This is a genomic window from Citrobacter sp. wls708 (genome assembly GCF_005281255.1).
Lineage (GTDB): Bacteria > Pseudomonadota > Gammaproteobacteria > Enterobacterales > Enterobacteriaceae > Citrobacter > Citrobacter werkmanii.
Map to the genome: position 1 here is coordinate 258,934 of NZ_SZXE01000016.1, position 13,444 is coordinate 272,377.

Annotated in this window: 12 protein-coding genes; 8 read left to right on the forward strand and 4 right to left on the reverse strand. The window is 51.0% G+C overall.

The window, feature by feature from the left end:
• The first annotated feature begins 109 nt into the window (after positions 1-109).
• Positions 110-538 carry a universal stress protein UspG gene (uspG, locus tag FDW97_RS11015; RefSeq protein ID WP_016152215.1) on the forward strand — a complete coding sequence of 143 codons (429 nt, stop codon included), beginning with the start codon at positions 110-112 and terminating at the stop codon, positions 536-538.
• 48 nt (positions 539-586) lie between these two features.
• On the opposite strand, the gene FDW97_RS11020 is transcribed toward uspG, so the two are convergent.
• The 4 genes from FDW97_RS11020 to FDW97_RS11035 form a co-directional block, all read right to left on the reverse strand.
• Positions 587-1,537 (reverse strand): helix-turn-helix domain-containing protein, encoded by a 951-nt coding sequence (locus FDW97_RS11020; RefSeq protein WP_038638694.1) that lies wholly within the window; start codon positions 1,535-1,537, stop codon positions 587-589.
• Between the two features lie 68 nt (positions 1,538-1,605).
• Entirely contained in the window at positions 1,606-2,820 is a 1,215-nt protein-coding gene (locus tag FDW97_RS11025; RefSeq protein WP_038638690.1) for a CaiB/BaiF CoA-transferase family protein, read from the reverse strand.
• Positions 2,821-2,852: 32 nt separating this feature from the next.
• Positions 2,853-4,166: an MFS transporter gene (locus FDW97_RS11030; protein WP_069323146.1), complete on the reverse strand. Its 1,314-nt coding sequence runs from the start codon at positions 4,164-4,166 to the stop codon at positions 2,853-2,855.
• A gap of 124 nt (positions 4,167-4,290) precedes the next feature.
• On the reverse strand, positions 4,291-5,457 hold the full coding sequence (locus tag FDW97_RS11035) for an acyl-CoA dehydrogenase family protein (RefSeq protein ID WP_038638685.1): 1,167 nt from the start codon (positions 5,455-5,457) through the stop codon (positions 4,291-4,293).
• Positions 5,458-5,864: 407 nt separating this feature from the next.
• Between FDW97_RS11035 and FDW97_RS11040 the strand changes: the two genes are divergently transcribed.
• The 7 genes from FDW97_RS11040 (at position 5,865) to fadK (ending at position 13,436) form a co-directional block, all read left to right on the forward strand.
• Positions 5,865-7,010 (forward strand): acyl-CoA dehydrogenase, encoded by a 1,146-nt coding sequence (locus FDW97_RS11040; RefSeq protein ID WP_085047531.1) that lies wholly within the window; start codon positions 5,865-5,867, stop codon positions 7,008-7,010.
• An 11-nt stretch (positions 7,011-7,021) separates the two neighbouring features.
• Complete coding sequence (locus FDW97_RS11045) at positions 7,022-7,786, forward strand: electron transfer flavoprotein (RefSeq protein ID WP_137351044.1); 765 nt, start codon at positions 7,022-7,024, stop codon at positions 7,784-7,786.
• A 20-nt stretch (positions 7,787-7,806) separates the two neighbouring features.
• Complete coding sequence (locus FDW97_RS11050) at positions 7,807-8,763, forward strand: FAD-binding protein (protein WP_137351045.1); 957 nt, start codon at positions 7,807-7,809, stop codon at positions 8,761-8,763.
• 45 nt (positions 8,764-8,808) lie between these two features.
• The gene (locus FDW97_RS11055) at positions 8,809-10,101 is read left to right on the forward strand and encodes an FAD-dependent oxidoreductase (protein WP_137351046.1); all 1,293 of its coding nucleotides are present in this window, start codon (positions 8,809-8,811) and stop codon (positions 10,099-10,101) included.
• Positions 10,098-10,382 carry a ferredoxin gene (locus FDW97_RS11060; protein WP_069323141.1) on the forward strand — a complete coding sequence of 95 codons (285 nt, stop codon included), beginning with the start codon at positions 10,098-10,100 and terminating at the stop codon, positions 10,380-10,382. Before FDW97_RS11055 ends, FDW97_RS11060 begins: the two co-directional genes overlap by 4 nt.
• 66 nt (positions 10,383-10,448) lie before the next feature.
• On the forward strand, positions 10,449-11,771 hold the full coding sequence (locus tag FDW97_RS11065; RefSeq protein ID WP_038638665.1) for an aromatic acid/H+ symport family MFS transporter: 1,323 nt from the start codon (positions 10,449-10,451) through the stop codon (positions 11,769-11,771).
• 3 nt (positions 11,772-11,774) lie between these two features.
• Positions 11,775-13,436: a medium-chain fatty-acid--CoA ligase gene (fadK, locus tag FDW97_RS11070; protein WP_137351047.1), complete on the forward strand. Its 1,662-nt coding sequence runs from the start codon at positions 11,775-11,777 to the stop codon at positions 13,434-13,436.
• The last annotated feature ends 8 nt before the right edge of the window (positions 13,437-13,444 follow it).

Here is a 13,444-nt window from a genome sequence, read left to right on the forward strand (position 1 = left end):
GCTCCTCACGTTATTTCCTGTTCGCAAAACATAAATCTGTGCCGTGACTGACAGAATCATTTTTAATACTATGCTGTTATGTGTTCATGTAATGACAAGGAGAATGTTTATGTACAACACAATCATAATGCCTGTTGATGTATTCGAAATGGAACTGAGTGACAAGGCTATTCGCCATGCAGAATTCCTGGCACAGGAAAACGGCGTTATCCATCTGCTGCATGTGCTGCCAGGCTCAGCAAGCTTAAGCCTGCACCGCTTTGCGGCAGACGTTCGTCGTTTTGAAGAGCATCTGCAACACGAAGCGGAAACGCGTCTGCAAACAATGGTCGGTCACTTCAGCATCGATCCCTCCCGCATTAAACAACACGTGCGCTTTGGTAGCGTCCGTGACGTGGTCAACGAGTTGGGTGAAGAGTTGAATGCGGATGTGGTGGTCATTGGGTCACGTAACCCGTCCATCAGTACCCACCTGCTCGGCTCAAACGCCTCCAGCGTTGTCCGCCACGCCACTCTGCCGGTACTGGTTGTCCGTTAACTGCGTCTGATTTACTGTAACAACCCCACCCGTCTTACGGGTGGGGGGTTATTGCGTAATGCACTCTTTCTCATCAGCAGCGCCCATAACCTGGCACACCTCCCCTGTAGATATTTTTTGTAAGGCCAACTCCCTGTACTGTCCTGGGCTGACACCCGTATGTTTATGGAAAAAACGCGTAAAGTAGGCTTCATCATTGAATCCTAAAAAAGCCGCAAGCTGCTTTATCGTCTTAGAGGTGTAGACCAGTTCCTGTTGGGCTTCCTGCAGTACGCGCATATTAATCACATCCAGGCTGGACATGCCTAATGTTATCCGGCATAAGCGCGACAGATGCCCCGGGGACATACCCATCTCTTCAGAATAATCATTAACGGTCAGCCGCTGGCGAAAGCGCTGATCCACCAGCAGGAGGAATTTGTTTATTTGGGAGGCTTTACGCGAGCAGATATCAAATTTCTGCTGTTCTTCTGTCAGGGTACTGATACGCGTGAGGTGAACCAGGATGGAAATAAAAATCGAAATGCACATTGCCTTATGATTAACCCTCGGTTTCTGCATCTCTTTTTGTAAAGACTGATAAAAACCCTGAATAATTTTCCCGTCTTCTGGGGAGCCATCGAGGGGGATTACGCAGGGCTTATGCATCAGAGTGAGAACGTTGGGCGCCAATAATCCCATTACCGACTCCATTGGCCCTTGTGAGGCAGTGATCGTCATCCCTTCCGTACCGGGTCGGTAATCAAAACCATGAACGGTCTGCGCAGGTACAAGGATGAGACCCGGCCCCTTCAACTTCATCCGGGTGTAATTCATTAAAACATCAACCTCGCCACTCTGAATAAAGAGGGTCTGAATCAATGAGTCATGAATATGCGGGCTGGCTTTCCAGTTCAGGGGTTTTGAACGCAATGAGATCATTTCTACATTAAAGAAATTTTCCCAGCCTGGTTCCGACTGCTCGCCATATAACGCATAAGTAGGAATGGTCGTTGTCATCAATGCTTCCCCACCCAATCAAATGGACCCACCAGGCGGCAACGGTGTCATCCCCTGGCGGGCTAAGGTTATGCGGGCATAATGACCGCGCCGTCGGCATTCAAACGCGCTATCTCCTCGACAGAATATCCGTATTCCAAAAGAATTTGCTGCGAATCATGCCCTAATCTGCGGGATGGACGAATTTGTGCAGGCCCCATACTGCCAATGTTCACAGGAGGGGTCACCAGCACGCGTCGGTTACCAGTGATATATTCAACATTTCGCAGACAGTCCGTCGCCCACGCCTGCTCATCGTCAAGGATTTCATCAGGCGTGAAGCCTTTCTCATGAGCAAAGTCGTTTTGTTTTAGCATCTGCATCATTTCATCAAGCGAGCGTTTAGCGACCTGCTCACTGATGATCCTGATAATATCCCGGTTACGTCCATGCAGATTGACATCGGCAATACGACAAAACTCGGGACTGTCGACCAAATCTTCGCGACCAAGTAGCGTCATGAACTTATTGAAAAAGCGATCGTACTCTGGGATACAAATTACCATCCAGCGACCATCACGGGTTTTATAGGTATTGTTGAACGGGTTCGCGACTTCACAACGGGATTTAGGATAAACGTTGCCGTATTGCGCCGATGTGACGGCAATACTCATCATAAACAACGCGGTATGATGCAGACTCACAGTGACCTTATCCCCCTGTCCGGAGAGCGTACGACCATATAACGCCGCGCAGACACCCGAAACCAGACACATGGAGGCCTGGAAATCGCCAAACCCATTAACTGAGTTAATCGGCGTTTCCCCCCGTTCGTTTGTCGACCCCAGGATCCCTCCCCGGCAAACATAGGCCGTCGCATCAAACCCTGCGGTATCTTTTTCTGGTCCTTGCTCACCGTACCCCAGAATCTGAGCGAAAATTAAACGAGGGAAACGCAGGTGCAACTCTTCCCATGAGAACCCTAGCCGCTCCAGCGCTTTCGTCCGATAGCTGGTCACTACCACATCAGCGGTGGATAGAATACGCCAGGCAATTTCTTTCGCTCGCTCCTGTTTCAAATTCAGGCACAGAAAACGCTTATTGGCATTGGAAATATCAAATGCCGGATTCTCATCATCTTCATACGGCATATTAAAAACTGACGCCTGCGTACGACCAGGATCGCCGATGGGCGGTTCGATTTTGATCACATCCGCCCCCCAATCACCTAAAATACGCGCTACCGTTGGCGCAGCCAGAAATGATGTCAGATCAACGACCTTAACGCCCTCTAATGGTCTCATACGTCATATTCCCTCAATAATGAGTAGCCTGTTTAACCGGCAAATCCTTTACGGCCACCGGCGCTTACGCGTGCTGATTTCTTTTCTATTGGCCGAATGCGCGCAATTAACATAAAGAAGGCTCCGACAATCGCCACGCCCGCGCCCAGATACAGTGCGTACTCGTACTGACCACCGGAGACATCAATCACCCAGCCAGCGAGTACAGGCGAGAGAATACCCGCCAACGTCCCGAACACCCCGTTCAGCCCGACCAACATACCGGTGTCTTTTTGCGAGAAAATAATAGGAATTGAAAAGTGTGCAGCCATCGTGAAGCACAGGAAGAAGTTCGACGCAGAGATAAGCGTGGCGGCACTCCACAAGCTATTTGCCTGAGTGCCGAGGATCAAAAATACCCCAGCTAATAATAACCCCAGTACCGGAGAAATCTTACGTCCGACGTTTTGTCCAAATCGACGACATGCGGCATCAGTAACTACGCCCCCCAGCGGATAGGCAAAGATTGCCACCAGATACGGCAGCATAGAAAAAATCGCGCTTTGTTTGAGATCGATTCCACGCCCCATAGCAAAGTAGGTTGGCAGCCAGGTCATGAAGAGAAAAAAGAGGTAATTGGTACAAAAGTAACATAAGGCGCATGCCCAGACTGAAGGGGTTGCCAGAATATCGCCTTTACTTAGCGGCTCATTTTGTGTGGCCGGAGAGATTTCAGTAGAGACTTGCCCAGCCAGAATATAGTCTCGTTCACCCTGGGTGATAAATGTATCCTGTTGCGGACGGTTGCTGCCGAGCTTCCACCACAGTAGACACCACAGTACGCCGGGTACCGATACAACGTAAAACACGGCCTGCCAGTCCCAGCGTTGGACTATCCATGCAGCCAGAACCATGGCAACGGCAATACCAGTAGGGCAACCTATCTGCAATAATCCTGTCGCCATTCCGGCTTCATGCTTAGGTACCCATTTTGCCGCCAGTGAAAAGTTAGCCGGCACAAGCAACCCTTGGCCAATCCCGACCAGAATACGCAGCAACATCATAATGCCCAGCGTTGATCCTAACGGCGTTAGAAATGTGAAAACTGCCCACCATAATGTTCCAGTCACCAAAACGACCCCGCCGCCAAACCTGTCCGCCAGTAAACCCGCGGGTAACATTGTGACGGCATAGCCAATGAAAAACGCCGTGGATACCCAGCCAAACTGCATAGCGCTCCAGCCATATTCCTGCATTAATGCAGGCCCACACATCGACATCCCACTTCGCGCCACAAACATGACGAAATAATCAATAATGAGCAGGACAATAATGCCCCAGCGTCTGTTCCCTGGTGATGTACTCATAGGTCACTCTCGCAAAAAAGCAAAAATGGCCGTAGCCACAGGATAAACAGCGACGTACGACCAAAACTGAGGTTAGTGTCCCGTACAATCGGCTAACCTCTGACACGGTGCAAACGCCCCCGGACTAGCGAATCTCACCACCTGCGGCAATCAATGGGCGTGCGATAGTCAGTCGCTGCACGGTACGTGGGCCTTCTTCAAACCACAGGGCACGAGCATCGCGGTACATCCTTTCTACCGGGCCATACGGGTTATCTTCGAAATAGCCAATACCACCAAAGATTTCGAGACAGCTATCCGATACCGTACGCACGGTATCAATGCCGTGCAGTTTGCACATGGCTGAAACCATCTCAATATCTTCGCCACGGTCGAATTTTTGCGCACAGTCGCGCAGCATGACGCGCAGCGCATGTACCTGCGTGCCCATATCCGCCAGCGTTTGTTGAATCGCCTGGCGAGAAACGAGAGCCTTACCGAAAGTCACACGATCTTTTGCTCTGGCAATCGCCAGCTCCAGGAAGCGCTGTGACATGCCAAGGCAGGTTACGGCAATCATGGCGCGTGAATGCGCCAGCGCATTCATGAAAATATCCAGGCCATCGCCCTCTTTCCCCATAATGTTATGCGCAGGGACTTCGCAGTTTTCAAAACGCAGATAAGCATGACCCGCACCACGGCACCCCATCATATGCGGCATAGGATCAATGTAATAACCGGGGGTATTCGTTTCGATAAAGAATGCTGTTAAGCCACCCTTTTTACGCTTATTCTCATCCGTAACCGCAATAACATAGCTCCCATCGGATATATCCGTATGAGATATCAACGTTTTAGTTCCGTTAAGAATATATTTATCCCCTTTTTTAACCGCGGTAGTACGAATATCTGCACCCGAACCGCAATCCGCCTCAGTTAATGCAAAGTTAATATACGCATCTTTATTTGCCAGCAGCGGTAACCATTTAGCACGCAAATCTTCTGCGCCATGATCGTACATAATTCGCCAGTTCAATCCGTTGGCGTGGTGCAGGTTCATACGCATCCCACCAGGCCCGCGGCAAAACTCTTCCATCACCGAAAAGAACTGTTCGCAGTTGAGTCCCATACCGCCAAATTCTTCAGGCATTGCCAGACGAAACAGATCGTTTTTACGGCAAACGTCGTAATAAGAGTCAGGAAAGACATTCGTCCGCTCAACTTCCAGTTGAATTTCTTCCAGCTCAGTTTCGGTAACCTTTCTGACTTTTTTCTTCAATGCTTCCAGTTGCTGCTGAGATAAAATGGACATATACCAACCCCACTCCACGTTGAATACTCAGGTAAGAATGCAGGCCATAAGAATATGAATATATAAAAGATAAGATATTCTAACCAACCTGTTTCCATGAATTAACGTGATGGATTATAAAAATAAAATTCGTCCTCCTGACATTGACAGATTTAACCAAAAACAGGACAAATCGAACATCACCAAAACCCAGCGCTTATTTCTGAACCCGCATCACAAAAACATACTAAATGCTCGTTTTGTCCAGGACGTTGTTAAATATGTCTATGCATCATTAATGCCCGCTGAATTTATTCTCCTCATACCAATTATTCTGCAAGTCGGCGTCCAGGCACGATCAGAATATAAAGAAATGAACATCGTCCGAAACATCAATTCTTATCAGCAGGCATCATTGAGGAGACATCATGGACTTTAGCCTGACCGAAGAGCAGGAACTGCTTTTAGCCAGTATCCGCGAACTGATAACACGAGATTTTCCCGAAGAATATTTCAAGACCTGTGATGAAAATGGCGCCTTCCCCAGCAAGTTCTTTCAGGCATTGGCCGCAAGCGGCGTGGGGCTGTTAGGCATTCCAGAAGAACTCGGCGGCATCCCCGCCGATATGATGACGCAAGTGCTGGTTCTGGAGGAAATCGCGCGCATGGGAGCTCCCGCCTACATTATGACGGAAGGCCAATGCATCCATAATATGCAGCGCTTTGGCAATGCAGAACAGTTGGCGAAAACGGCTGAAGTCGGGCTGACCGGGATCCCTGCCTATTCACTCGCCTTCACCGAGCCGCAGGCGGGATCGGATAATAACCGCGTCGCCACAACCTATACCCGAAGAAATGGCAAAGTTTATCTGAACGGGCAAAAAACGTTCATCACGGGCGCCAAAGATTACCCATACATGCTGGTGCTGGCACGCAATCCCGAACCGGAAGATCCGAAGCGTTGCTTCACCCTGTGGTGGGTGGATCCAAACATGCCGGGCGTTAAGCGTAATAGCCTGCACAAAATCGGCTGGCACATGGTCAGCAACTGTGAGGTTTTTCTCGATAACGTTGAACTGGAAGAAAGCGCGATGGTGGGCCGCGAAGGTTACGGCTTCATTCACATGATGGAAAACTTCGATATTGAACGTCTCGTCATCGCCGCACACTCGCTGGGTGTGGCGGAATGCGCCTTTGAAGATGCCGCCCGCTACGCCAACCAACGTATTCAGTTCGATAAAAATATCGGCCAGTTCCAGATGATTCAGCTCAAGCTGACCCAAATGGCGATAAAAATCCAAAACATGAAAAACATGGTCTATCGCACGGCATGGGAATGTGACAACGATTTACCCATGCGCCTGTCCGCGCCGATGTGCAAATTGTATTGCGCACAGTCAGCCTGTGAAGTCATTGACGATGCGATGCAGATTTTAGGTGGCCTTGGTTACACCAATGACAGCCGGGTATCCCGCTTCTGGCGAGATACCCGTGTTAACCGCATCGGTGGCGGTACTGACGAGATTATGGTGTATATCTCAGCCCGTCAGATCCTGAAACAGTATGAAAAATAATAGGATACGTCATGAAATTACTTGCCTGTTATAAATTGGTCGCGGAAGAACAAGACATCAGTATCACCGCCGACAGAACGCTGGACACAACGCGTGCTGGAGAAAAAATCAGCCCATTCGACCTCAATGCTATTGAAGAGGCCGTCCTGCTGGCCGGTGAAAACGATGAAGTCATAGCCCTGTGCGTTGGCGGTCAGGCGCTGGATAACGCCAAACTGCGAAAAGATTTGCTCTCCCGAGGTCCTCATGGACTCTACCTGGTGCGCGACGAGCGGCTGTCAACTGCGCTTGCGCACGAAACCTCCCGGGTCATTGCCGCAGCAGCGAAGAAAATCGGTTTTGATCTGCTGCTGTGTGGCGAAGGCTCTGGCGATCTCTATGCACAGCAAACCGGGCTGCGTGTCGGGGAAATGCTTCATCTGCCCACCGTCAATGCCGTCAGCCACATTGAAGTCCAAGACGGCTACGTTACGGTCGAACGCACACTGGAAAATGAAATAGAGATTATTGATGTGCCGCTTCCTGCCGTCTTGTGCGTCACGTCAGATATTAATGAACCGCGTATTCCTTCCATGAAAGCGATTCTCGGCGCAGGGAAAAAGCCCGTTACCCAATGGACGGCCGATGACATCGGCTGGTCGCCGGTATCTCCCGAGGCCGAAATGGTCAATATTTATGCCCCGCAGCAGGCAGAACGTAAACACATCATCATTGAAGGCGACGGCGCAGAAGATATCGCTCGCCTGGCAGAGCATCTCAATAAAGTGCTGAACTGAAGACAACGGAGAAGCTGGGAATGAGCAAAATCAATCAGGTATGGGTAGTGAGTGACAGCGCCGACCGTTACGCGGATCTCCTTGCAGGAGCAAAGCAGTTCGGTGAACACGTGAGTGCGGTCATCTGGGATGAGAGCGAGGCTTTGCAGGTACAACATGCCGACGCGGTGTACGTCCTGAGCGGAAAGTCAGAACAGCAACGGTTAGAAAACTATGCAGAAACCCTCGTTGCCCTGATACAAAATACCGAAAAAGACGACAGTGCGCTCAGGACGGGAACATTAATCCTGCTGGCGGCAACCCGACGAGGAAAAAGCCTGGCGGCCAGGCTTAGCATCCTGCTGCAATCAGCGCTGATTAATGATGCCACAAGCCTGGCGCTGGAGAATGGCGAACTGTATGCCGAACATCGAATGTATGGCGGTCTGGCGTTTGGTCGGGAAAAAATTAACACACCTACGGCTATCGTGACCGTTTCGAGTGGCGTATTCGAGCCGCTGGAAGCAAATGCGCCGCATCAGCTTGCTCCCATGCCCGTCAGCTATATCCCACCGCAACATGAGCTTTTATGCAAAGCGCGCCGGGCAAAATCGGTCAGCAGCATCGATCTCAGTAAAGCCCGTCGTGTCGTCGGTATTGGGCGTGGCTTAGCGGCCAAAGACGATCTGCATATGATCTGGGATTTAGCCGCTGCGCTGAATGCGGAAGTCGGCTGCTCTCGCCCCATTGCTGAAGGTGAGCACTGGATGGATCGTGAACGTTACATTGGCGTTTCTGGCGTACTGCTTAAAACCGATGTGTATCTGGCGCTGGGCATCTCAGGGCAGATACAGCATATGGTCGGCGGTAATGGCGCCAAAATCATTGTCGCCATTAATAAAGATAAGAATGCGCCAATCTTTCAGTACGCCGACTACGGGCTGGTAGGCGATATATATAAAGTCGTCCCGGCATTAACGGAACTGCTACAGCACTAACATTTAACGCCGCCATCCCGAATGGCGGCAACAGGAGCAAAAGCGATGTCGGACGAAAAATTTGACGCCATTGTTGTCGGCGCAGGCATCTCAGGCTGCATCGCCGCTTATGTAATGGCAAAAGCAGGACTGGATGTGCTGGTCATTGAGCGTGGTGATACTGCGGGCAGTAAAAATATGACCGGAGGACGACTCTACACGCACAGCCTGGAAGAAATTATGCCGGGTTTTACCCATATAGCTCCCGTTGAAAGAAAAGTAGTCAGGGAGCGAATTTCCTTTCTTACAACAGAAAGCGCTGTCACGCTGGACTATCTCGCGAGCCTCCCCCAACAGGCCCCGGTCGCAGAATCATGGACGGTACTTCGCCGCACATTTGACAGTTGGCTCATGGCGCAAGCAGAAGCCGTTGGCGCTCAGTTCATCACCGGCGTCAGAGTAGATTCACTGATCCGTCAAAATGGACGAGTGACGGGAGTTCAGGCCGGAGACGATACCCTGGAGGCAAATGTGGTTCTCCTCGCCGACGGTGTAAATTCTCTGCTGGGCCGCGCTATCGGTATGGTGCCAGAATCATCGCCGCACCATTATGCCGTTGGTGTGAAGGAGGTGATTTCACTGCCATCCGCACAAATTCAGCAGCGCTTCGGGCTAACAGGTAACGAAGGCGCCGCCTGGCTGTTTGCCGGTTCACCGTCAGACGGATTAATGGGCGGCGGTTTCTTGTATACCAATCGCGATACGCTTTCACTGGGTCTGGTATGTGGCCTCGACGGTATCGAGCATGCCCGTAAAACCGTGCCGCAAATGCTGGAAGACTTCAAACAGCATCCTGCTATCCGTCCGCTAATCGAAGGCGGTACGCTACAGGAATATTCCGCGCATCTGGTGCCGGAAGGCGGGATAGATATGGTTCCAACGTTAGTCGAGAACGGAGTGATGATTGTCGGTGATGCAGCCGGAATGTGTCTGAATCTGGGCTATACCGTGCGGGGCATGGATCTCGCCATCACAGCAGCCAATGTGGCGGCGCAAACGGTCATTGCCGCGAAAAATGCCAATGATTTCAGTAAAGGAAAACTCCAGGCTTATCCCAACGCACTGGAGAAAAGCGCGGTGTTACGCGATATGCGCCACTACCGCCGCCTCCCTGCAATGATGGAGAACCCGCGAATTTTTCAACAATATCCGCAAATGGCAACCGATCTCATGGCGTCTCTGTTTACCGTCAACGGCAAGGCCCCTGCTTCACTGTGCTCGACAGTATTAGCGCACGGCAAAAAAATCGGATTAATTAATCTCTTAAAAGACGGCATTAAAGGAGTTCGCGCATTATGAATACCGTGAACGTCGATGTGAAATTGGGCACGAATAAATTCAGGGTCGATGAAAGCCATCCCCATATTGTCCTGGTGGAAAACCCCGATCCAGAGCAGTTCCGTAAACTGATCCTCGCCTGTCCCGCCGGATTATATCGCCAGGATGACGCTGGCAATATTCACTTTGATTATGCTGGCTGCCTCGAATGCGGCACATGCCGGGTGCTGTGTTCACACACCATTCTACAAAAATGGGAATATCCACAAGGAACGTTTGGCGTTGAATTTCGCTTCGGCTAACCCCCTGCAAAACAGCATATCGCCGTATCAGGAGATACCTCGTGTTCGCGGTTCAGGGAGAAGACCATGTCGGTACAGAATCAAATTGATATCAGTACGATTTTAGACAAACACCCCATCAGCAAACGGCAATGGTTTATTGTCTTTCTCGGTTTTTTTGTTCTGGGTATTGATGGTTTCGATGTCACGGCAATTGGCTACATTGCTCCGGCATTAATAGATCACTGGCAACTATCCAAACAAGATCTGGGCCCGGTCATGATGAGTGGATTATTGGGGCTGGCGGCAGGCTCTTTAATTTCTGGCCCGCTAGCTGACCGCTATGGACGTAAAAAGTTAATTATTGGGTCAGTTGTCTTTTTTGGTCTCAGCAGCCTGCTTTCTGCCGGGGCCTGGAATTTATCCAGCCTGACTTTTTTTCGTTTTATTACCGGACTCGGGTTAGGCGCAGCCATGCCCAACATCACGACGCTGGTTGCAGAGTACGCCCCCCACCGTTATCGCTCTCGCCTGTCAACGGTGATCCATTGCGGCTTTAATTCTGGCGCAGCGCTGGGAGGCATACTTAGCCAACAGTTGCTCGGAACGTTTGGCTGGCGCGCCGTGCTTATCGCAGGCGGCATTTTGCCATTATTGCTGGCACTGGTTTTACTGCGTTGTTTACCTGAATCGATGTTGTATCTGGTGCAGCACGCCGGTAACGATGCGCGCCTGGTTCGCCTGCTAAATCTGTTTATTCCCGGAATTGCAGACAAAGATACGCGTTTTTACACCACCGAGCCGCAAAAAGCCCGCGCCAGCACGGCAAAGTCACTGCTGCATCCCCCTTACACGCTGGGAACGGTGGCGCTGTGGTTGACGCTTTTTGTCGGACTCTTCAGCGTTTACCTTTTATCCAGTTGGTTACCCCTGATGATAAAAGATGCCGGACTTACGCTCTCTCAGGCCGTCATTATGGGGTCTGTCTTTCAGATAGGCGGCATGATAGGCAATTTTTGCATTGGTATTGAAATGGATCGTTGGGGCAAACACGAGGCGATTATTCTGACGCTGTCAGGCAGCATATGCGGCGCATTAGTTCTGGGGCTGTTCACCCCTTCGCTTTTCCTGCTCTATGCCCTGGTTCTTATTCTTGGCTTCACTCTCAACGGGATCAACCCCGGTTGCTATGCACTGGCTGCGCACTTTTACCCGACTTCAATACGGGCAACTGGCGTTGGTTGGGCAACGGGCATTGGTCGGCTGGGCGCGATTACCAGCGCAGGCGTGGGTTCGCTCATGCTCGCAGCAGGCTGGACATTCAGTGACGTCTTTCTGTTTTTGCCTCTGCCGCTACTGGCTGGCGCACTGGCGATGTATTGCAAAAAAAGAACTCAGTCTGAGACATAACCAATGACAACGAACCTAAAAATCAATGCCGAGCGTAAAGCGCAATACCGGCAACAGGGCCACTGGGGAGATGCGACATTAGCCGATTACTGGTCCCTGTCGGCCAAAGCGTATGCAGACAAAGTGGCGGTCACCGATAATCGGGGGGATAACTATACTTATAAAGCGCTGGATATTGCCGCGGGACGCCTGGCGTCCTGGCTCATCGACGCCGGTATCCGCCCGGGCAATCGCGTGGCGCTCCAGTTGCCCGGCTGGTGTGAATTCACGATAATTTATCTGGCCTGTCTGAAAAGCGGAGCCGTGATCGTCCCGCTCCTGCCTGCTTTCAGGGAGTGTGAACTGACCTGGATACTCAATAAATCCCGGGCCCGGATACTGTTTACACCAACGAGTTTTAAAAACGACAACCCGGCAGATAGGATCGCCGCACTCCGCTCCGATCTGCCCTGGCTTGAGAAGGTGGTGGCGGTTGATAAGCTGGCGCCTGCGCCCACAGGCCCCGTTCTGAGCCAGATCCTCAATGATTCTCCGCCAATAGCGCATCACGTCCTAACGCATAGCGACGATCTGGCGGCAGTTCTTTTTACTTCCGGTACGGAAGGTCATCCCAAAGGTGTGATGCTGACACACAATACCATCATCGCCAGTGAACGAACCTTCTGCGCAGCGCTCAATATAAACTGGACGGATTCGATTCTCATGCCCGCTCCACTAGCCCATGCAACAGGATTTCTGCATGGCGTGACCGCCCCTTTTTTAACGGGCGCCAGCAGCGTGTTGATGGACATATTTTCTCCGCAAGAGTGCCTGGCATTACTGGCGCAAGAGCGCTGCACCTGCATCATGGGGGCAACACCGTTCGTGTGCGATCTGCTGTATGCTTCCAAAGCACAGCGCAGCAGTCTCTCTTCTCTTCGCTTCTTTCTGTGCGGGGGAACCACAATCCCAGGAAAACTTCTGCAGGAATGTCACCAGGCAGGGATTCAACTCCTTGGCGTATACGGAAGTACAGAAAGTGCTCCCCATGCGATAGTGCGACCGCATGACTCTCTGACTCATCAAATGAACACGGATGGCAGAGCCGCTGCAGGCGTTGAAATCAGAGTGGTCGACCAGAAGAAGATGACTCTGGCGGAAAATAATGAGGGCGAAGAAGCCTCTCGCGGCCCCAATGTTTTTGTCGGCTATCTTGATGAACCGGAACTGACCGACCAGGTACTTGACGACGACGGGTGGTATTACAGCGGCGACTATTGCCGGATGGATAAAGACGGCTATATCAAAATAACTGGCCGAAAAAAGGACGTTATTGTCCGTGGCGGTGAAAACATCAGTAGTCGCGAAATAGAAGATATTCTGCTGCTTCATCCGGATATCCACGATGCCGCTGTGGTGGGCATGCCGGATAAACGCCTGGGTGAACGTTCTTGCGCTTATGTCGTGCTGAGTCATTCACAAAAAACGCTTCAGCTGGCTGATATCATCGCGTTTTTCGCTCAACGGCGTATCGCAAAATATAAATACCCGGAATATCTGGTTGTTATAGACAAATTACCGCGTACGGCCTCAGGCAAAATTCAAAAATACATTCTCCGACAGGATATTCTCCAGCGTCTGGCATCCCTCTCGCAAGAAACGACTGGTCTAACAACCTCGGCGTAAGAAGGAGC

Bases quoted from the DNA above. Each gene is read 5' to 3' on its own strand.
- FDW97_RS11055 (WP_137351046.1), top strand. From the start codon at position 8,809: ATGTCGGACGAAAAATTTGACGCCATTGTTGTCGGCGCAGGCATCTCA.
- FDW97_RS11050 (WP_137351045.1), top strand. From the start codon at position 7,807: ATGAGCAAAATCAATCAGGTATGGGTAGTGAGTGACAGCGCCGACCGT.
- FDW97_RS11045 (WP_137351044.1), top strand. From the start codon at position 7,022: ATGAAATTACTTGCCTGTTATAAATTGGTCGCGGAAGAACAAGACATC.
- fadK (WP_137351047.1), top strand. From the start codon at position 11,775: ATGACAACGAACCTAAAAATCAATGCCGAGCGTAAAGCGCAATACCGG.
- FDW97_RS11020 (WP_038638694.1), bottom strand. From the start codon at position 1,537: ATGACAACGACCATTCCTACTTATGCGTTATATGGCGAGCAGTCGGAA.
- FDW97_RS11040 (WP_085047531.1), top strand. From the start codon at position 5,865: ATGGACTTTAGCCTGACCGAAGAGCAGGAACTGCTTTTAGCCAGTATC.
- FDW97_RS11065 (WP_038638665.1), top strand. From the start codon at position 10,449: ATGTCGGTACAGAATCAAATTGATATCAGTACGATTTTAGACAAACAC.
- FDW97_RS11060 (WP_069323141.1), top strand. From the start codon at position 10,098: ATGAATACCGTGAACGTCGATGTGAAATTGGGCACGAATAAATTCAGG.
- FDW97_RS11025 (WP_038638690.1), bottom strand. From the start codon at position 2,820: ATGAGACCATTAGAGGGCGTTAAGGTCGTTGATCTGACATCATTTCTG.
- uspG (WP_016152215.1), top strand. From the start codon at position 110: ATGTACAACACAATCATAATGCCTGTTGATGTATTCGAAATGGAACTG.
- FDW97_RS11030 (WP_069323146.1), bottom strand. From the start codon at position 4,166: ATGAGTACATCACCAGGGAACAGACGCTGGGGCATTATTGTCCTGCTC.
- FDW97_RS11035 (WP_038638685.1), bottom strand. From the start codon at position 5,457: ATGTCCATTTTATCTCAGCAGCAACTGGAAGCATTGAAGAAAAAAGTC.